Genomic DNA, 18,432 nt, shown 5'->3' on the forward strand with positions numbered 1-18,432 from the left:
CCCTGCAGCGAGCTGCAGCAACCGGCAGCGGGTGTCGCGGGCCGGCGGACATACCAGTCAAGACAGTGAGGCACGTTCGCGTGAAGAGACGTAACCAGTGGTTGGCGGCCCCCCTCGGCGCGGTGACCGCCGCCGCCCTGCTCAGCGGTTGCGGTACGACCGAGAGCGGTTCCAAGGGCACCGGCGGCACGGTGGTCATGGGAATGTCCGACAAGGTGACCGCGACGGACCCCGCCTCGGGCTACGACGCGGGCTCCTGGCTCCTGTTCAACAACGTCTTCCAGACCCTGCTGAGCTTCCCCAAGGGCAACACGGCCCCCGAGCCCGACGCCGCCCAGCAGTGCCAGTTCGAGGGCGGCGGCAGCAAGGTCTACCGCTGCACCCTCAAGGGCGGGCTGAAGTTCAGCAACGGCAACAGCCTGACCTCGAAGGACGTCAAGTTCTCCTTCGAGCGCACGCTGAAGATCAACGACCCGAACGGCCCCGCCGTCCTGCTCTCGTCGATCGAGACCATCGAGACCCCGGACGACAAGAACATCGTCTTCCGCCTCAAGACCGACGACGCGACCTTCCCCAGCAAGATCGCAGCGGGCGCCGGCTCGATCGTGGACCACCGCGAGTACCCCGCCGACAAGATCCGCACCGACGGCAAGGCCGTCGGCTCCGGCGTCTACACCCTGGACTCGATCGACGGCGAGAGCGCCAAGTTCTCGGTCAACGACTCCTACACCGGCGCCGCCGAGCCCAAGAACTCCGGCGTCACCATGAAGTTCTTCCACGACGACCAGGGCGCCCTCAAGAGCGCCCTGGAGAGCGGGGACATCGACTTCGCGTTCCGCGGCCTCGCGGCCCAGGACATCGCGGGCATCAGCAGCGGCGGCGCGAGCAGCGGCTCCGGCGACGAAAAGATCGACGTCGTCCAGGGCACCGGAGCCGAGGTCCAGCACCTCGTCTTCAACATGGACGACCCCGTGGCCGGAAAGCCCGCCGTCCGCAAGGCGATCGCCTACCTCGTCGACCGCGAAGCCCTCGTGCGCGACGTCCACAACGGCACCGCCACCCCGCTGTACTCGATCATCCCCTCGGGCATCGCCGCCCACACCACCGCGTTCTTCGACCGCTACGGCGGCAGCCCGCAGCCCGCGAAGGCCAAGCAGGTCCTGCGCAAGGCCGGCATCACCGACAAGGTCACGCTGACCCTGTGGTCCACGCCGTCCCGCTTCGGCCCCGCCACCGACGGGGAGCTCCAGGCGATCGCCAAGCAGCTCAACGACAGCGGCCTCTTCCAGGCCGACGTCAAGTCGGTCGCGTACGAGCAGTACGAGAAGGACATCGCCGCGGGCAAGTACGGCGTCTACGTCAAGGGCTGGATCCCCGACTACCCGGACGCGGACAGCTTCACCCAGCCGTTCTTCGGCAAGGGCAACGTCCTGAACAACAACTACGAGAACGCCACGATCACCCAGAAGATCATCCCGAAGACGACGGCCGCCTCGGACCGCACCGTCACCACCGCGGACTACACCCTGCTCCAGGCCATCGTCGCCGACGAGCTCCCGCTGCTGCCCCTGTGGCAGAGCAAGCAGTACGCCGTGGCCCGGGACAACGTCTCCGGACTCCAGTGGTCCCTCGACGCCTCCACGGTCTTCCGCTTCTGGGAGATCAGCAAGGGCTGACCCGCCGGACGCCCCGGCGCCCCCTACTGGGCGCCGGGGCGCACCAGCCCGCTCTCGTAGGCGTACACCGCCGCCTGCACCCGGTCCCGCAGGCCCAGCTTCGTCAGCACATGGCCCACGTGCGTCTTCACCGTGGTCTCGCTCACGAACAGATCCGCCGCGATCTCGGCGTTCGACAGACCCCGCGCCACCAGCTTCAGCACCTCGACCTCGCGCTCCGTCAGCGTCCCGAGCGTGTCCGGAACCGGCTCCTCGCCCGACGGCAGATGCCCCGCGTACTTGTCGAGCAGCCGCCGCGTGATGCTCGGAGCGAGCATCGCCTCACCCCCGGCAACCACCCGGATCGCCTGGACCAGCTCCGCCGCCGGCGCGTCCTTCAGCAAGAACCCGCTGGCCCCCGCCCGCAGCGCCTCCACCACGTACTCGTCCAGGTCGAAAGTGGTCAGCACCAGCACCTTCGCAGGGCCGTTGCGGTCCGGCCCCGTGATCTGCCGGGTCGCCTCCACCCCGTCCATCCGCGGCATCCGGATGTCCATCAGCACCACGTCCGGCTGCAGCGCCCGTACCTGGTCGAGCGCCTGCAGGCCGTCCCCGGCCTCACCCACCACCGCCAGATCCGCCTCCGCCTCCAGGATCATCCGGAAACCGGTGCGCAGCAGCGGCTGGTCGTCGACCAGGAGGACACGGATCGCCACGGGAAACCTCACATCGTCGGGCGGAAACAACGCCAGTCCGCCCATTCTGCCCTGGCCCCGCGATCAGTCCTCAGCCGGGCGCCCGGCCCCCGCGCCCTCCGCCGGCCGCGCCACCACCGCCAGCGGATACACCGGGGGAGTACCGCCGAATTCCGGACACACCGCCTGGTGATCGCACCAGCCGCACAGCTTCGTGGGCCGCGGCCGCCAGTCGCCCGTCTCCGTCGCCTCCCGGATCGCGTCCCACAACGCCAGCAGCTTGCGCTCCACCCGCTCCAGATCCGCGATCACCGGGTCGTACGTCAGCACGTCCCCGCTGCCCAGGTACACCAGCTGCAGCCGCCGCGGCACGACGCCCTTCAGCCGCCACACCACCAGCGCGTAGAACTTCATCTGGAACAGCGCACCCTCGGCGTACTCCGGACGCGGCGCCTTCCCGGTCTTGTAGTCGACGATCCGGACCTCGCCCGTCGGCGCCACGTCGACCCGGTCGATGATCCCGCGCAGCCGCAGCCCCGACTCCAGCTCCGTCTCCACGAAGAACTCCCGCTCCACCGGCTCCAGCCGCGTCGGGTCCTCCAGCGTGAACCACCGCTCCACCAGCGCCTCGGCCTCCGTCAGCCAGCGGGCCAGCGCATCACCCCCGGCACCCCCCGCATCCGCCTCGCCCCCGGCACCCTCCGCCGACGGCGCGAAGAGCTCCGCCAGCTCCGGCTTCGCCGCCAGCAGCCGGTCCCACTGCCCCGGGACCAGGGACTTCGCCCGCGGCACCGTCCGCTCCTGCGCCGGATGGTCGAAGAGCCGCTCCAGCACCGCATGCACCAGCGTCCCCCGCGTCGCCGCCGCGCTGGGCTTCTCCGGCAGCTTGTCGATCACCCGGAACCGGTACAGCAGGGGGCACTGCATGAAGTCGCTCGCCCGCGACGGGGACAGCGAAGAGGGCGCCACGGCATCGCCGCCGCCCGGACCGGGGATCGTCGTCATACCCAGACCCTACGACCCGCCACCGACAGCGCGCGCATACCATCGACGGCAAACCCCCTCGCACTGCATGATCGAGGCATCACCCCGCGCAACGGCGCACGAACGGCCCGGCAACCCCAGGCTGCGAGCCCCCCCCACGAACCGACCAGCCGACAGAAGGACAGCAGTGGCCGACACCGACACACCGGAAGGCCCCGGGGACAACAGGAACGGCGGACGGCGGCCGTCCGAGCCCGGCGGCGGACTCCTCATGGGCCGCCCCTTCGGCGTACCCGTCTACGTCTCGCCGAGCTGGTTCCTCGTCGCCGCCCTCATCACCTGGATCTTCGGCGACCGCCTCGAGACCGTCCTGCCCGGCCTCGGCGCCGGCCGCTACCTCGTCGCCCTCTTCTTCGCCGTCGCCTTCTACGCCTCCGTACTCGTCCACGAACTCGCCCACACCGTCGCCGCCCTGCGCTACAAACTCCCCGTGCGGCGCATCCGCCTCCAGTTCTTCGGCGGCGTCTCCGAGATCGAGAAAGAGTCCGAGACCCCCGGCCGCGAGTTCGTCCTCGCCTTCGTCGGCCCCCTCCTCTCCCTCCTCCTCGCCGGCCTCTTCTACGCCGGCATGCAGGCCACCACACCCGCCACCATCCCCGGCGTGCTCCTCGCCGGCCTGATGATCTCCAACCTCATCGTGGCCGCCTTCAACCTCCTGCCCGGCCTCCCCCTCGACGGCGGCCGCATGCTCCGCGCCGTCGTCTGGGGCATCACCGGCAAGCCCATGACCGGCACCATCGCCGCCGCCTGGACCGGCCGCGCCCTCGCACTCGCCGTCCTCGTCGGCCTGCCCTGGCTCACCCGCAGCGAGATCCTCGGCAACAACGCCGACGACCTCGGCGGCATGGACACCGTCACCGACGCCCTCCTCGCCGCCATCCTCGCCGCCATCATCTGGACCGGCGCCGGCAACAGCCTCCGCATGGCCCGCCTGCGCGAACACCTCCCGCACCTGCGCGCCCGCACCCTCACCCGCCGCGCCATCCCCGTCGAAGCCGCCACCCCGCTCTCCGAAGCCCTCCGCCGTGCCAACGAATCCGGCGCCCGCGCCCTCGTCGTCGTCGACCCCCAGGGCGACCCCACCGCCCTCGTCCGCGAAAGCGCCATCGCCTCCGTACCCGAACACCGCCGCCCCTGGATCGACGTCGGCAGCGTCGCACAGGAGCTCACCGACGGAATGAAGGTTTCCGCAGACCTCATCGGCGAAGAACTCCTCGACACCCTGCGCACCACCCCCGCCACCGAATACCTCGTCGTCGAACCGACCGGCGAGATCTACGGCGTCCTCTCCACCCTCGACGTAGAAAAGGCCTTCGTGAAGGCCATGGCGCGGCCCCACTCCTGAAGCCAATACACTGGTCACATGTCCGAACCGACCGGTGCCGCCCGCCGACGCGGGCCCTTCAAGGTCGGGGACCAGGTCCAGCTCACCGACCCCAAGGGACGCCACTACACGTTCACGCTCGAAGCCGGGAAGAACTTCCACACCCACAAGGGTTCCTTCCCGCACGACGAGCTGATCGGCGCTCCCGAGGGCAGTGTTGTCCGTACCACGGGGAACGTCGCGTACCTTGCGCTGCGCCCCCTGCTCCCCGACTACGTCCTGTCCATGCCCCGCGGCGCCGCCGTGGTCTACCCCAAGGACGCGGGCCAGATCCTGGCCTTCGCCGACATCTTCCCCGGCGCACGGGTCGTCGAAGCAGGTGTGGGCTCCGGCTCCCTCAGCAGCTTCCTGCTGCGCGCCATCGGCGACGAGGGAATGCTCCACAGCTACGAGCGCCGAGCCGACTTCGCCGAGATCGCCAAGGACAACGTCGAGCGCTACTTCGGCGGACCCCACCCGGCCTGGCAGCTCACCGTCGGCGACCTCCAGGACAACCTGTCCGACACCGACGTCGACCGTGTGATCCTCGACATGCTGGCGCCCTGGGAATGCCTCGAGGCCGTCTCCAAGGCGCTCGTCCCCGGCGGCATCCTCTGCTGCTACGTGGCCACCACCACCCAGCTGTCCAAGACCGTCGAGTCCATCCGCGAGATCGGCTGCTTCGCCGAGCCGCAGCCGTGGGAATCGATGATCCGCAACTGGCACGTCGAAGGCCTCGCCGTCCGCCCGGACCACCGGATGATCGGCCACACCGGCTTCCTCGTCACCGCCCGCCGCCTCGCCGACGGCGTGGAGCCCCCGCTCCGCCGCCGCCGCCCCGCGAAGGGCGCCTACGGCGAGGACTACGAGGGCCCCGGCAGCCGCTCCGGCTCCGAGCGCGGCTGACCCGCACCCCCGCGGCCGAACCCGCACAACACGACGGCGCCGTGCGCCAGTTCCCCCGCAAAACCGGGAACTGGCCCACGGCGCCTTTCCGTTGCACCGGCGCAAGCAGCACGCCCCCGCACCGACACGCACACCGGCACGGACCCGACCGTTCCGCCCCCGTGTGAGGTGTGACACGATGCTGGCTCCCCCTCAGAACCGCAGGCGCACCACAGGAGACACCCCGCGTGCAGACCCCCGCCGTCCCGGAACTGGCCCACACCCGCACCCGGCCGCTCCACTGGGCCGCCACCGCGGCGGCCGTCGCCGCGGTCGTCGCCGGCGCCGGCCTCCTGCAGCCGGACACCGCCCACGGCACCGCCGACGGCGCCCCCGGACCCGCCAGGACCGCCCCCGACGCCACGGCCGCCCGCTACCCCCTCGACTGCCACGGACTGGAACACGCCGTCACCGCCAGCGCCACCGGAGACCTCGACGGCGACGGCCACCCCGAAACCGTCGCGGCCGTCCGCTGCGCCGCCGGCTCCGGCACCCCGCCCAACGGCATCTACGTCCTCACCGCCGCCCCCGGGACCGGCCCCCGCGTGGTCGCCACCCTGCTCGACCCCGCCGAACGCCAGAACGTCCCCCGGCTCACCCTGCGCAGCGGGACCGTCACCGCCACCCTGCTCGGCTACTCCGCCCCCGGCGTACCCGCCTGCTGCCCCGACACCCGGCAGACCGCCAAGTGGCACTGGACCGGCGGGAAGTTCCTCCGGCACACCACCGAAGCCGAGGGTGTGTGATCCGTCACTCCGCGTCAGGCCCGTAGACCTCGACACCGTCCGAAACGCGCCGCACGTGAATGCAGTCCCCCGGGCACTCCTTCGCGGAATCCACCACGTCCTGCAACAGCGGCAACGGAACCGGAGCCGTCGCACCCGTTTCCTGCAACAGCTCGTCGTCCGCGCTCTTCACGTACGCCAGACCGTCGATATCCAGCTCGAAGACCTCCGGCGCGTACTGCGCACAGATCCCGTCGCCAGTACAGAGGTCCTGGTCGATCCAGACCTCCAGAGGCTCGCGGCTCACGCCTTCGCCGACTCCCGGAGCCTCCTGCTGCACGGTCATATCTCCTGCCGTTCCCTGCGCTCTGTGATCCACCCCGGGCCGCACTCAAGCAAGTCGCGCCGCCTCTGACGGGTGTTGAACAGTTCGACCTTACAACCGGCTGCTTTCCGATGTTGATGGCTGGGTATTTCCCTGGCGTGAGGGAGTACGCAAGGGTGAAGATCGGACACGCCTCTACCGTCTTTGTGATCTAGGGGTTTCAATCACCACCAGCCCAGGTAGGGTCAGGAAGCGTCCAGCTCCCCATGGAGGAGGTGAGGACCGTGGCAGCCCACGACGACGACATCAACCGCGGCATCCGGCCCGGGCGAGGGTCTGAGGACCCCGCCGGCCAGGTTGCCTATCTTGAGCAGGAAATCGCCGTCCTGCGCCGCAAGCTCGCCGACTCGCCGCGTCACACGAGGATTCTCGAAGAGCGGATCGTCGAGCTGCAGACGAACCTGGCGGGCGTGTCCGCACAGAACGAGCGGCTCGCCAATACCCTCCGTGAGGCCCGCGACCAGATCGTGGCCCTCAAGGAGGAAGTCGACCGGCTCGCACAGCCGCCGGCCGGCTTCGGTGTCTTCCTGCAGACCAACGAGGACGGCACCGTCGACATCTTCACCGGGGGCCGCAAGCTCCGGGTGAACGTCAGCCCCAGCGTCGACCCGGAAGACCTCCGGCGCGGCCAGGAGGTCATGCTCAACGAGGCCCTCAACGTGGTCGAGGCCATGGAATTCGAGCGGGCCGGGGACATCGTCACCCTCAAAGAGATCCTCGAGGACGGCGAGCGCGCCCTCGTGGTCGGGCACACCGACGAGGAACGGGTCGTACGGCTCGCCGAGCCGCTGCTCGACATCACCATCCGGCCCGGCGACGCCCTCCTGCTCGAACCCCGCTCCGGCTACGTCTACGAGGTCGTCCCCAAGAGCGAGGTCGAAGAACTCGTCCTCGAAGAGGTCCCGGACATCGACTACGACAAGATCGGCGGCCTGGGCGACCAGATCGAGCTGATCCGCGACGCCGTCGAGCTCCCCTACCTCTACCCCGACCTCTTCAAGGAACACGAACTGCGGCCCCCGAAGGGCATCCTGCTGTACGGCCCCCCCGGCTGCGGCAAGACGCTCATCGCCAAAGCCGTCGCCAACTCCCTTGCCAAGAAGGTCGCCGAGGTCACCGGTCAGGCAACCGGGAAGTCCTACTTCCTGAACATCAAGGGACCCGAACTCCTCAACAAGTACGTCGGCGAGACCGAGCGGCACATCCGCCTCGTCTTCCAGCGCGCCCGCGAAAAGGCGAGCGAGGGCACCCCCGTCATCGTCTTCTTCGACGAAATGGAATCCCTCTTCCGCACCCGCGGATCCGGAGTCAGCTCGGACGTCGAGAACACCATCGTCCCCCAGCTGCTCGCCGAGATCGACGGCGTCGAAGGCCTGGAGAACGTCATCGTCATCGGCGCCTCCAACCGCGAGGACATGATCGACCCGGCCATCCTGCGCCCCGGCCGGCTCGACGTGAAGATCAAGATCGAACGCCCCGACGCCGAAGCGGCCAGGGACATCTTCGCGAAGTACCTCAAGGCATCCCTCCCGCTGCACGTCGACGACCTCACCGAACACCAGGGATCGCCCGAGGTCGCCGTCCACAGCATGATCCAGACCGTCGTCGAGCAGATGTACGCCGAAACCGAGGAGAACCGCTTCCTCGAGGTCACGTACGCCAACGGCGACAAGGAAGTCCTCTACTTCAAGGACTTCAACTCCGGCGCCATGATCCAGAACATCGTGGACCGGGCCAAGAAGATGGCCATCAAGGCCTTCCTCGACCAGAACCAGAAGGGCCTCCGCGTCTCCCACCTCCTCCAGGCGTGCGTGGACGAGTTCAAGGAGAACGAGGACCTGCCCAACACCACCAACCCGGACGACTGGGCCAGGATCTCCGGCAAGAAGGGCGAGCGGATCGTCTTCATCCGCACCCTCGTCACCGGAAAGCAGGGCGCGGACACCGGCCGCTCCATCGACACGGTGGCCAACACCGGTCAGTACCTCTGATCCAGCGGGGCGGCTGCGGATGCCCCATCCGGGGCATCCGCAGCCGACTGCTTTTCAGCCGCTGACAGGACGAACGCAATGACTGAAATGATCTCCCCACCAGCGCGGAGCCGTTCTAGGCTCATCCGTACCGCCGCATCCGCAGTGCGGGGACGGGCACCGCACACGCACCGGAGCACCAGCGGTACTTGAGCGCCGCTCCGAAGAGGAGCGCCGCCGGGCAAGGAGGGCCGCATGACCGTACGGCGAGTAATGGGGATCGAGACGGAGTACGGGATCTCCGTCCCCGGCCACCCGAACGCCAATGCCATGCTCACCTCGTCCCAGATCGTCAACGCCTACGCGGCGGCGATGCACCGGGCGCGACGCGCCCGCTGGGACTTCGAGGAGGAGAACCCGCTGCGGGACGCCCGCGGCTTCGACCTCGCCCGCGAGGCGGCCGACAGCAGCCAGCTCACCGACGAGGACATCGGCCTCGCCAACGTGATCCTCACCAACGGCGCCCGCCTCTACGTCGACCACGCACACCCCGAATACAGCTCGCCGGAGATCACCAACCCGCGCGACGCCGTCCTCTGGGACAAAGCGGGCGAAAGGATCATGGCCGAGGCGGCCGAGCGGGCCGCCCAGCTGCCCGGAGCCCAGCCGATCCACCTCTACAAGAACAACACCGACAACAAGGGCGCCTCCTACGGCACGCACGAGAACTACCTGATGAAGCGGGAAACCCCCTTCTCCGACATCGTGCGCCACCTCACCCCCTTCTTCGTCAGCCGCCAGGTCGTCACCGGCGCCGGCCGCGTCGGCATCGGCCAGGACGGCCGCGAACACGGCTTCCAGATCAGCCAGCGCGCCGACTACTTCGAAGTCGAGGTAGGCCTCGAGACCACCCTCAAGCGGCCCATCATCAACACCCGCGACGAGCCGCACTCCGACGCCGAGAAATACCGGCGCCTGCACGTGATCATCGGCGACGCCAACCTCTCCGAGATCTCCACCTACCTCAAGCTCGGCACCACGGCCCTGGTCCTCTCGATGATCGAAGACGGCTTCATCACCGTCGACCTCGCCGTCGAGCAGCCCGTGCGCACCCTCCACCAGGTCTCCCACGACCCCGACCTCGGCCACCTGATCACGCTGCGCAGCGGCCGCACGCTCACCGCGGTCCAGCTGCAGATGGAGTACTACGAACTCGCCAGGAAGTACGTCGAGGAGCGCTTCGGGTCCGACGCCGACGAGCAGACCAAGGACGTCCTCAGCCGGTGGGAGGACGTACTGGGACGCCTGGAGAGCGACCCGATGAGCCTGTCCGGCGAGCTCGACTGGATCGCGAAGCGCGAGATCCTGGAGGGCTACCGCAGGCGCGACGGACTCGGCTGGGACGCGGCACGCCTGCACCTGGTGGACCTCCAGTACTCCGACGTACGCCCCGACAAGGGCCTGTACAACCGCCTGGTGGCCCGCGGGAAGATGAAGCGGCTGGTGGACGAGCCGGCCGTCGAGCGGGCCGAGAGCAAGCCGCCGGAGGACACCCGGGCCTACTTCCGGGGCCGGTGCCTGGAGCAGTACGCGGACGACGTCGCCGCGGCGTCCTGGGACTCGGTGATCTTCGACCTCCCGGGCCGGGACTCCCTGCAGCGCGTCCCGACCATGGAGCCGCTGCGGGGCACCCGCAACCACGTCAAGGAGCTCCTGGACCGGTGCCGCACGGCAGAGGACCTCGTCCGGGTCCTCTCGGGCGGCTGAAATGCCCTCCGCCCGGGAATCATGGACATGAGACCCGGGCGTTCCTGAAATGACCGGCCCGAAATCGGGGCCCTGAATGTAGGGTCTGATCAGGGTCTGATCTTGAGATTCCGAACGGGGAATCTCTCTACGAGCGTGCGAACCGAGCGGGGTGAGGGAGACATGGCGACCAAGGACACCGGCGGCGGACAGCAGAAGGCCACGCACTCGACGGAGGAGGTCGAGGAGCAGGTCGCGGAAACGCAGTCCGACCTCAAGGAGCGGCAGGAAAAGCTCTCGGACGACGTCGACTCGGTACTGGACGAAATCGACGACGTCTTGGAGGAGAACGCGGAGGACTTCGTGCGCTCCTTCGTTCAGAAGGGCGGGCAGTAGAGGTATTTTCCCTTCGAATCGAAGGTGGCGAGGGGTGGGGTGAGTGGTGGCATCGGAAGATGGAAAGCGATGCGGTCGGTGCCGGGAGTTCAAGCCTCGTGACTGTTTTGCTCTGAGGCGGTCGAACCTCGACGGTCTTCAGCACTACTGCCGCGACTGCGCGGCCGATTGTCACCGCAAGCGTCAGGAAGCTCTGGGCCGGAATGTCCGGCCCGGAGTGGAAGTCCCGGAAGGTCGCAAGTACTGCCGGCGCTGCGGTGAGGTGAAGCCGCACTCCGAGTGGCATCGGAACCGCACGGCATCCGATGGTCTGTCGACGGCATGCAAGCCGTGCCGTGCCGTCGAAGGGCGGGCCGGTCACCTCAAGCGTGCCTACGGCACCACCGAAGCCGATCGCGAGGAGATGCTCCGGCCGCTCCGGGGCATCTGCTGCATCTGCCTCAGAGCCCCCGCGATCCATGTGGATCACTGCCACGAGACGGGTAGGGTCCGTGGCGTACTGTGCTTCAACTGCAATTCGGCCATCGGCAAGTTGGGAGACGATCCCGACATACTTCGTCGGGCCATCTCATACCTGGAAGGAAACGCGTGGAAGCCAACACTCGTAGCACCGGGCGTCTACCAGCTGCCTTCCTGACGCCGGGCTCCTCTTCGTTCATGGACTTCCTGGCGGACCACTCGCCCGAGCTGCTGCCGGGGGGCCGGAAGCTGCCGGAGGGGATCGTCGAGGCGCCGCACGGGACGACCATCGTCGCGGCGACCTTCCCCGGCGGGGTCGTGCTCGCCGGCGACCGGCGGGCGACCATGGGGAACATGATCGCGCAGCGGGACATCGAGAAGGTGTTCCCGGCCGACGAGTACTCCGCGGTGGGCATCGCGGGCACCGCCGGTCTCGCCGTGGAGATGGTGAAGCTGTTCCAGCTGGAGCTGGAGCACTTCGAGAAGGTGGAGGGCGCGACCCTCTCCCTGGAGGGCAAGGCGAACCGCCTGTCGACGATGATCCGCGGCAATCTCGGCATGGCCATGCAGGGCCTCGCCGTGGTCCCGCTCTTCGCCGGCTGGGACGAGGGCAAGGAGAAGGGCCGCATCTTCTCGTACGACGTGACGGGCGGGCGCTCCGAGGAGCACGGGTTCGCGGCCACCGGCTCCGGCTCGATCTTCGCCCGCGGTTCGATGAAGAAGCTGTACCGCAGCGATCTGACGGAGGAGCAGGCCACCACCCTGGTCGTGCAGGCCCTGTACGACGCTGCCGACGACGACTCGGCGACCGGTGGTCCGGACATGGCCCGCAGGATCTTCCCGATCGTCGCCGTCATCACCGACGAGGGCTACCGGAGGCTCACCGAGGAGGAGTCCTCGGCACTGGCCCGCTCGGTCACCGAGCGGCGCATGGAGCAGCCCGACGGGCCGCGCGCGGCTCTCCTCTAAGCACTCGTCACCCGAGAAGAAAGGGACGGATAGCCGGTGTCGACGCCGTTCTATGTCTCACCCCAGCAGGCGATGGCCGACCGGGCGGAGTACGCCCGCAAGGGCATCGCCCGCGGTCGCAGCCTTGTCGTGCTGCAGTACGCCGACGGCATTGTGTTCGTCGGCGAGAACCCGTCCCGTGCGCTGCACAAGTTCAGCGAGATCTACGACCGCATCGGCTTCGCGGCGGCCGGCAAGTACAACGAGTACGAGAACCTCCGCATCGGCGGTGTGCGCTACGCGGATCTGCGCGGTTACACCTACGACCGTGACGATGTGACGGCGCGTGGGCTGGCGAACGTCTATGCGCAGACGCTGGGCACCATCTTCTCCTCGGCGGCCGAGAAGCCGTACGAGGTGGAGCTGGTGGTCGCCGAGGTCGGCGCGACGGCGGCCGGGGACCAGATCTACCGGCTGCCGCATGACGGGTCGATCGTGGACGAGCACGGGTCGGTCGCGGTGGGTGGGAACGCCGAGCAGATCGGCACGTTCCTCGATCAGCGGCACCGTGACGGCATGACGCTGTCGGAGGCGTTGAAGCTGGCCGTGCAGGCGTTGTCGAACCAGGCCAACGGTGCGGACCGGGAGATCCCCGCGGACCGGCTGGAGGTCGCGGTGCTGGACCGGACGCGGACGCAGCAGCGCAAGTTCAAGCGGATCCGGGGCCGGCAGCTGGAGCGGCTGCTGGAGCCGGTGGTCGGGGCGGAGGCGCAGGCCGACGCCGTGTCGAACGACGAGTCTCCGGAGGATGCGGAGTAGTCGCCGCCGCAGTGTGCAACCGGTGCCCCGGTCCGTCTCGTACGGGCCGGGGCGCTTTGGTGTGCCGGGGGTGGTTCAGGGGCGGGGCGGGGGTGCGGTGGAGCCGCGGACCTTGAGGGTGACGGGGAGGTCGGGGCGCTGCCAGGGCGTGCCGTCGAGGACGGCGAGGAGGGCGTGCATGCCGTGCTCGCCGACTTGTTCGGCGGGGAGTGCGACGGTGGTGAGTTCGGGTTCGATGGCGGTGGCCAGGGAGAGGTCGTCGAATCCGGTGACGGAGAGGTCCTGGGGGACGCGGAGGCCGAGCCGGCGGGCGGCTTTGCAGGTGCCGGCGGCCAGTATGTCGTCGTCGCAGACGACTGCGGTGGGGCGGTCGGCGGGGTCGGCGAGGGCGGCTTCCATGGCGGCGCGGCCGGCGTTGACGTTCAGTGCGGCGCGGGTGGTGCGGAGGGTGGCGCCGGTGCCGTCGAGGGCGGTGGCGATGGCGCGGGCGCGGACGTCGAAGGTCCAGGAGTCGACGGCGGAGGCGAGGTGGAGGAAGCGGCGGTGGCCGAGTTGCCGGAGGTGGCGGGTGATCTGGTGCATGCCGTCGGCGAGGGCGACGTTGACGAAGGCGGAGGCGCTGCCGGTGGCGGGGTCGCTGTCGAGCATGACGAGGGGGAGTTCCTCGCCGTGGATGGCTTCGAGGGCGCCGGCGGCCATGGAGGAGGCGATGACGCCGTCGAGGGCGGCGCGGGCGGAGGGGAAGGGGTCGCGGGCGGGGCCGGTGCCGTCGGGGGAGAGGTAGAGGACGACGCCGAAGCCGTGTTCGGCGGCGACGCGGGCGGCGCCGGTGTAGACGCGGGCGAAGAATTCGTTGGTGAGGGCGGGGACGACGAGCAGGGCGGTGCGGGTGTGGCCGAGGCGGAGGTTGCGGGCGGCGAGGTTGGGCCGGTAGCCGAGGTCGCGGGCGGTGTCGCGGACGTGGGCGGCGGTGCGCTCGGAGACGCGGCCGCGCCATTTGTCGCCGAGGACGAGGGAGACGGTCGCCTGGGAGACGCCGGCTGCGTGGGCCACGTCGCGGCTGGTGGGCCTCGTCACGTGCGGCCTCCGTGTTTCTGGTCCCCACCGGGGTTCGGGGCCGGCGGTGTGGTCGGCGGAGTGGACCTCCGGCTGGGGTCATGGTACGTATGACGGCGGACGTTATACGTAAAACTTCGGAGGGACTCCCCGGCTGCTGCCGGGAGGCGCCCCCGGCAGAAGGGGTGGCCTCATGGGCGCGGGCGGCGCGAGCGGCGGATACGCGGGATACGCGGACCTGCTCAGGACCAGGCATGCGGCGCGGCTGCTGGTCGGGACGCTGGTCGGGCGGCTGCCCACGGCCACCGCGAACATCGCGATCGTGCTGTTCGTCCGTGCCGAGGGCGGGAGCTACACGCTGGCGGGCGCACTGGCCGCGGCGTACGGCATCGCGACGGCCGTGGGCCAGCCGCTGCTGGGCCGGGCCGTGGACCTGTACGGGCAGCCGCGCGTGCAGCTCCCCGCGGCGCTGGTGTCGGCGCTGGCCATGGCGGTGCTGGCGCTGGCGGGCACGGGTTCGCTGGCGGTGGCGTACGGGGCGGCGGTGGTCGCGGGACTCTTCACGCCGCCGCTGGAGGGCGGGCTGCGGGCCCTGTGGCCGAGCGTGCTCGGCGGCAAGGAGGAGCGGGTGCACGCCGCGTACGCGATGGACGCGGTGGCCCAGGAGGTCATGTACACCGTCGGTCCGCTGATGGTGACGCTGCTGGTGTCGCTGTGGTCGCCGGCGGCCGCGCTGCTGGTGATCAATGCGCTGGGCCTGGTGGGGGCGGCGTCCGTGGCGGCCTCGGCACCGGCGCGGGCGTGGCGCTCGGAGCCGCGCGAGGCGCACTGGCTGGGTGCACTGCGTTCGAAGGGGCTGCTGGCGCTGCTGGCGTCGTTCTTCTTCGTCGGGTCGGCGCTGGGCTCCATATCCGTGGCCGGTGTGGCCTACGCGGACGAGCACGGCGGGCAGGCGGTGTACGGCTGGCTGATGGCGGCGCTGGGGCTCGGTGCCCTGGTCGGCGGTGTGGTCTACGGTGCGCGCCAGTGGGCGGGGACGCCGGAGCGGCGGCTGCGGCTGCTGGTGGCGCTGCTCGCGGTCTGTTACGTGCCGCTGCTGCTGACGCCGGGGCCGGTGGCGATGACGGTGCTGTCGGCGGTGGCGGGCGTGTTCCTGGCGCCGGCGATCGCGTGCGCGTTCATCGTGGTGGACCGGCACGCGCCGGCCGGCACGGTGACGGAGGCGTTCTCCTGGCTGGTGACGTTCTTCGGCGTGGGTGCGGCGATCGGTACGGCGGCGGCCGGTCCGGTGGTGGAACTGGGCGGTGTGGCCGAGGGCTTCGGTGTCGCGGTGGCCGGCGGAGCAGCGGCTCTGGTGGTCCTGACGGCCACTCAGCGGGTGCTCGGGGGCCCCGGCCGGAGCCGTCGCGTGGCGGGTTCATCTGAAAATGATCGGAACGCCGCTCTCGAACCCGGTTTCAGAACACAGCAGAAGGCGTAATGTTCAGTCATGGACCGCCGCATTTTCGGGCTGGAGAACGAGTACGGCGTCACGTGCACGTTCAGGGGACAGCGCCGACTGTCTCCTGACGAAGTGGCGCGCTACCTCTTCCGCCGTGTCGTGTCATGGGGCCGCAGCAGCAATGTCTTCCTGCGGAACGGCGCCCGCCTCTACCTCGACGTGGGATCGCATCCGGAATATGCAACTCCCGAATGCGACAACCTGACAGAACTGGTCACGCACGACAAGGCGGGCGAGCGGATTCTGGAAGGCCTGCTCGTCGATGCAGAACGCCGTCTCCACGAGGAGGGAATCGCGGGAGACGTCTATCTCTTCAAGAACAACACGGACTCGGCGGGCAACTCGTACGGCTGTCACGAGAACTACCTCGTGGCGCGGCACGGGGAATTCTCGAGGCTCGCGGACATTCTCATTCCGTTCCTGGTGACGCGGCAGCTGATCTGCGGCGCGGGCAAGGTGCTCCAGACCCCGCGGGGTGCGGTGTACTGCGTGAGCCAGCGGGCGGAGCACATCTGGGAAGGCGTCAGCTCGGCGACCACCCGGTCGCGGCCGATCATCAACACGCGCGACGAGCCGCACGCAGACGCGGAGCGCTACCGCCGCCTGCACGTGATCGTGGGCGATTCGAACATGTCCGAGACGACGATGCTGCTCAAGGTCGGGGCGACCGACCTGGTGCTGCGCATGATCGAGGCGGGCACGGTGATGCGCGACCTGACCCTGGAGAACCCGATCCGGGCGATCCGCGAGGTCAGCCACGACATCACGGGTCAGCGCAAGGTGCGGCTGGCCAGCGGCCGGGAGGCCTCGGCGCTGGAGATCCAGCGGGAGTACTACGACAAGGCCGTGGACTTCGTCGACCGCCGGGGCATCCGCACCGGTGTGGTGGAGCAGGTCCTGGAGCTGTGGGGCCGCACGCTCGAAGCGATCGAGCAGCAGGACCTGGGCCGGATCGACACGGAGATCGACTGGGTCATGAAGTACCAGCTGATCGAGCGGTACCGGGCCAAGCACAACATGACCATGTCGAACCCGCGCGTGGCCCAGATAGACCTCGCGTACCACGACATCCACCGGCGCCGGGGCCTGTACTACCTGCTGGAGCGCAAGGGGCAGGCGGCGCGGATCTGCAACGACCTGAAGATCTTCGAGGGGAAGTCCGTGCCCCCGCAGACGACGCGGGCGCGGCTGCGGGGTGACTTCATCCGCCGGGCGCAGGAGCAGCGCCGGGACTTCACGGTGGACTGGGTGCACCTGAAGCTGAACGACCAGGCGCAGCGGACGGTGCTGTGCAAGGACCCGTTCCGGTCGGTGGACGACCGGGTGGAGAAGTTGATCGCCGGGATGTGATCCGGGCGGGGAGGCCCCGTGCGCTGTGGCGTGCGGGGCCTTCGTGTTCCCTGGGACCCGTCGGCGGGCTGCTTGCCCGTAGAGTGGCCGTGACGACGGACCATCCCAGCTACCCCGAGGACCACTGTGCGACGCCGACTTGCTGCCGCGCTCATCGTGCCTGCCCTGATGCTCACTGCGGCGTGCGGTGGGGGCGACGACTCCGACAAGAAGAAGGACGACGCTGCGGCGTCGCAGTCGCCCGCCGCGGGCGTGCCCAAGCCGGTGGAGTCGGCCGAGCCGATGCCGACGGTTGCGGGCGAGGCCGGGAAGAAGCCGGCGATCACCGTGCCCAAGGGCAACCCGAGCGGCAAGTTCGTGGTGAAGGTCCTCAAGGAGGGCACGGGCGCGGAGGTCAAGAAGGACGACCTCGTGGTGACGAAGTTCGCCGGGAAGGTCTGGAAGTCCGGCAAGGACCTCCAGGGCTCCTACGACCAGGGCGGCCAGCCGCTGGTGGTCCCCGCGGGCTCGACGAAGATCCTTCCGATGTTCAGCGACGCCGTGCTGGGCCAGAAGGTCGGCAGCCGGCTGCTGGTCGTGGCGCCCCCGGCGACGGGCTTCGGTGCGCAGGGCAACCCGCAGCTGGGCATCTCCGGCACCGACAACCTGGTCCTCGTGATGGACGTCGACCAGGTCATGGCGAAGAAGGCCGAGGGCACGCAGGCGGCGATCCCGTCGAACCTGCCGCAGGTCAAGGCGGACAAGGAAGCGGCCGCCGAGATCGCGATCCCGAAGAACGCCCCGCCGAAGGAGCTCGTCAGCCAGGTGCTGATCGAGGGCAAGGGTCCCGTGGTCAAGAGCGGCCAGACGGTGTACATGCAGTACAGCGGTGCCGCCTGGAAGATCAACGAGGGCAAGGCCAAGGCGACCCTGTTCGACAACTCGTGGAAGACCGGTGCGCCGTTCACGACGGTCATCGGCCAAGGCCAGGTCATCGAGGGCTGGGACAAGGGCCTCGTCGGCAAGAAGGTCGGCGACCGGGTGCTGCTGGTGATCCCGCCGGCCCAGGCGTACAAGGACCAGGACAAGGGTCCGGAGCTGCCGGCCAACTCGACCCTGGTGTTCGTCGTCGACATCGTCGGAGCGATGTAAGACTGTTCCGGTTGCCTGACGTACATCTGAGGAGCAGTGCAGTGAGCGACAAGCTCGAGAAGCCCGAGATCGACTTCTACGAGGGCGGCGTTCCGGCCGACCTGGTGATCGAGGAGATCTGGGAGGGCGACGGCGCCGTCGCCAAGGCCGGCGACCTCGTCCAGGTCCACCCCGTGGGTGTGGCCCTGTCCCCCGGCGAGGAGTTCGACGCCTCCTGGAACCACGGCAACCCGGCGGGGCTCCA

The 18,432-nt window shown here is 69.4% G+C and carries 18 protein-coding genes; 14 read left to right on the forward strand and 4 right to left on the reverse strand.

Going from position 1 to position 18,432, the window contains the following annotated elements:
• Positions 1-80: 80 nt before the first annotated feature.
• Positions 81-1,676, forward strand: a complete 1,596-nt coding sequence (locus ACZ7H1_RS15240) for an ABC transporter substrate-binding protein (protein ID WP_470786894.1) — start codon at positions 81-83, stop codon at positions 1,674-1,676.
• Positions 1,677-1,699: 23 nt separating this feature from the next.
• On the opposite strand, the gene ACZ7H1_RS15245 is transcribed toward ACZ7H1_RS15240, so the two are convergent.
• Positions 1,700-2,371: a response regulator gene (locus ACZ7H1_RS15245; RefSeq protein WP_470786897.1), complete on the reverse strand. Its 672-nt coding sequence runs from the start codon at positions 2,369-2,371 to the stop codon at positions 1,700-1,702.
• A gap of 63 nt (positions 2,372-2,434) precedes the next feature.
• On the reverse strand, positions 2,435-3,355 hold the full coding sequence (locus ACZ7H1_RS15250; RefSeq protein WP_470786899.1) for a RecB family exonuclease: 921 nt from the start codon (positions 3,353-3,355) through the stop codon (positions 2,435-2,437).
• Here ACZ7H1_RS15250 and ACZ7H1_RS15255 point away from each other — a divergent pair.
• From ACZ7H1_RS15255 to ACZ7H1_RS15265, 3 genes are all read left to right on the forward strand, one after another.
• Positions 3,276-4,739 carry a site-2 protease family protein gene (locus ACZ7H1_RS15255; protein ID WP_470786901.1) on the forward strand — a complete coding sequence of 488 codons (1,464 nt, stop codon included), beginning with the start codon at positions 3,276-3,278 and terminating at the stop codon, positions 4,737-4,739. The two genes, ACZ7H1_RS15250 and ACZ7H1_RS15255, sit on opposite strands and share 80 nt — an antisense overlap.
• Before the next feature lie 18 nt (positions 4,740-4,757).
• Positions 4,758-5,663 (forward strand): tRNA (adenine-N1)-methyltransferase, encoded by a 906-nt coding sequence (locus tag ACZ7H1_RS15260; protein ID WP_470786902.1) that lies wholly within the window; start codon positions 4,758-4,760, stop codon positions 5,661-5,663.
• Between the two features lie 227 nt (positions 5,664-5,890).
• On the forward strand, positions 5,891-6,448 hold the full coding sequence (locus ACZ7H1_RS15265; protein ID WP_470786904.1) for a hypothetical protein: 558 nt from the start codon (positions 5,891-5,893) through the stop codon (positions 6,446-6,448).
• Between the two features lie 4 nt (positions 6,449-6,452).
• Here ACZ7H1_RS15265 and ACZ7H1_RS15270 read toward each other — a convergent pair whose 3' ends face one another.
• Positions 6,453-6,773, reverse strand: coding sequence for a ferredoxin (locus ACZ7H1_RS15270; protein WP_470786905.1), 321 nt, complete (start codon positions 6,771-6,773; stop codon positions 6,453-6,455).
• 263 nt (positions 6,774-7,036) lie between these two features.
• On the opposite strand from ACZ7H1_RS15270, the gene arc reads away from it, so the two are divergent.
• The 6 genes from arc (at position 7,037) to prcA (ending at position 13,150) form a co-directional block, all read left to right on the forward strand.
• A complete protein-coding gene (arc, locus tag ACZ7H1_RS15275) occupies positions 7,037-8,803 on the forward strand; it encodes a proteasome ATPase (RefSeq protein ID WP_470786907.1) in 1,767 nt (588 codons plus the stop codon).
• A 234-nt stretch (positions 8,804-9,037) separates the two neighbouring features.
• Positions 9,038-10,549, forward strand: a complete 1,512-nt coding sequence (gene dop / locus ACZ7H1_RS15280) for a depupylase/deamidase Dop (protein ID WP_470786909.1) — start codon at positions 9,038-9,040, stop codon at positions 10,547-10,549.
• 162 nt (positions 10,550-10,711) lie between these two features.
• The gene (locus tag ACZ7H1_RS15285; protein ID WP_470786910.1) at positions 10,712-10,924 is read left to right on the forward strand and encodes a ubiquitin-like protein Pup; all 213 of its coding nucleotides are present in this window, start codon (positions 10,712-10,714) and stop codon (positions 10,922-10,924) included.
• A gap of 262 nt (positions 10,925-11,186) precedes the next feature.
• On the forward strand, positions 11,187-11,561 hold the full coding sequence (locus ACZ7H1_RS15290; RefSeq protein WP_470787003.1) for an endonuclease VII domain-containing protein: 375 nt from the start codon (positions 11,187-11,189) through the stop codon (positions 11,559-11,561).
• Positions 11,513-12,352 (forward strand): proteasome subunit beta, encoded by an 840-nt coding sequence (gene prcB / locus ACZ7H1_RS15295; protein WP_470786911.1) that lies wholly within the window; start codon positions 11,513-11,515, stop codon positions 12,350-12,352. The genes ACZ7H1_RS15290 and prcB overlap by 49 nt, the downstream gene beginning before the upstream one ends.
• A gap of 36 nt (positions 12,353-12,388) precedes the next feature.
• Entirely contained in the window at positions 12,389-13,150 is a 762-nt protein-coding gene (gene prcA, locus ACZ7H1_RS15300) for a proteasome subunit alpha (protein WP_470786913.1), read from the forward strand.
• A 75-nt stretch (positions 13,151-13,225) separates the two neighbouring features.
• On the opposite strand, the gene ACZ7H1_RS15305 is transcribed toward prcA, so the two are convergent.
• Complete coding sequence (locus tag ACZ7H1_RS15305; protein ID WP_470786915.1) at positions 13,226-14,227, reverse strand: LacI family DNA-binding transcriptional regulator; 1,002 nt, start codon at positions 14,225-14,227, stop codon at positions 13,226-13,228.
• Between the two features lie 172 nt (positions 14,228-14,399).
• Here ACZ7H1_RS15305 and ACZ7H1_RS15310 point away from each other — a divergent pair, with 172 nt between their 5' ends.
• The 4 genes from ACZ7H1_RS15310 to ACZ7H1_RS15325 all read left to right on the forward strand — a co-directional run.
• Positions 14,400-15,686: an MFS transporter gene (locus tag ACZ7H1_RS15310; RefSeq protein WP_470786916.1), complete on the forward strand. Its 1,287-nt coding sequence runs from the start codon at positions 14,400-14,402 to the stop codon at positions 15,684-15,686.
• Positions 15,687-15,695: 9 nt separating this feature from the next.
• Complete coding sequence (gene pafA / locus ACZ7H1_RS15315; RefSeq protein WP_470786918.1) at positions 15,696-17,057, forward strand: Pup--protein ligase; 1,362 nt, start codon at positions 15,696-15,698, stop codon at positions 17,055-17,057.
• A gap of 126 nt (positions 17,058-17,183) precedes the next feature.
• Complete coding sequence (locus tag ACZ7H1_RS15320; RefSeq protein WP_470786920.1) at positions 17,184-18,188, forward strand: FKBP-type peptidyl-prolyl cis-trans isomerase; 1,005 nt, start codon at positions 17,184-17,186, stop codon at positions 18,186-18,188.
• 41 nt (positions 18,189-18,229) lie between these two features.
• Positions 18,230-18,432 (forward strand): FKBP-type peptidyl-prolyl cis-trans isomerase (locus ACZ7H1_RS15325; protein WP_470786922.1); only part of this gene is annotated, 203 nt, incomplete at its 3' end.

It is taken from the genome of Streptomyces sp. NPDC037401 (assembly GCF_055602345.1).

Excerpts from the sequence above, each read along its gene's own strand:
- ACZ7H1_RS15310 (WP_470786916.1), top strand. The coding sequence starts at position 14,400 with ATGGGCGCGGGCGGCGCGAGCGGCGGATACGCGGGATACGCGGACCTG.
- ACZ7H1_RS15270 (WP_470786905.1), bottom strand. The coding sequence starts at position 6,773 with ATGACCGTGCAGCAGGAGGCTCCGGGAGTCGGCGAAGGCGTGAGCCGC.
- pafA (WP_470786918.1), top strand. The coding sequence starts at position 15,696 with ATGGACCGCCGCATTTTCGGGCTGGAGAACGAGTACGGCGTCACGTGC.
- ACZ7H1_RS15260 (WP_470786902.1), top strand. The coding sequence starts at position 4,758 with ATGTCCGAACCGACCGGTGCCGCCCGCCGACGCGGGCCCTTCAAGGTC.
- dop (WP_470786909.1), top strand. The coding sequence starts at position 9,038 with ATGACCGTACGGCGAGTAATGGGGATCGAGACGGAGTACGGGATCTCC.
- ACZ7H1_RS15255 (WP_470786901.1), top strand. The coding sequence starts at position 3,276 with ATGAAGTCGCTCGCCCGCGACGGGGACAGCGAAGAGGGCGCCACGGCA.
- ACZ7H1_RS15250 (WP_470786899.1), bottom strand. The coding sequence starts at position 3,355 with ATGACGACGATCCCCGGTCCGGGCGGCGGCGATGCCGTGGCGCCCTCT.
- ACZ7H1_RS15285 (WP_470786910.1), top strand. The coding sequence starts at position 10,712 with ATGGCGACCAAGGACACCGGCGGCGGACAGCAGAAGGCCACGCACTCG.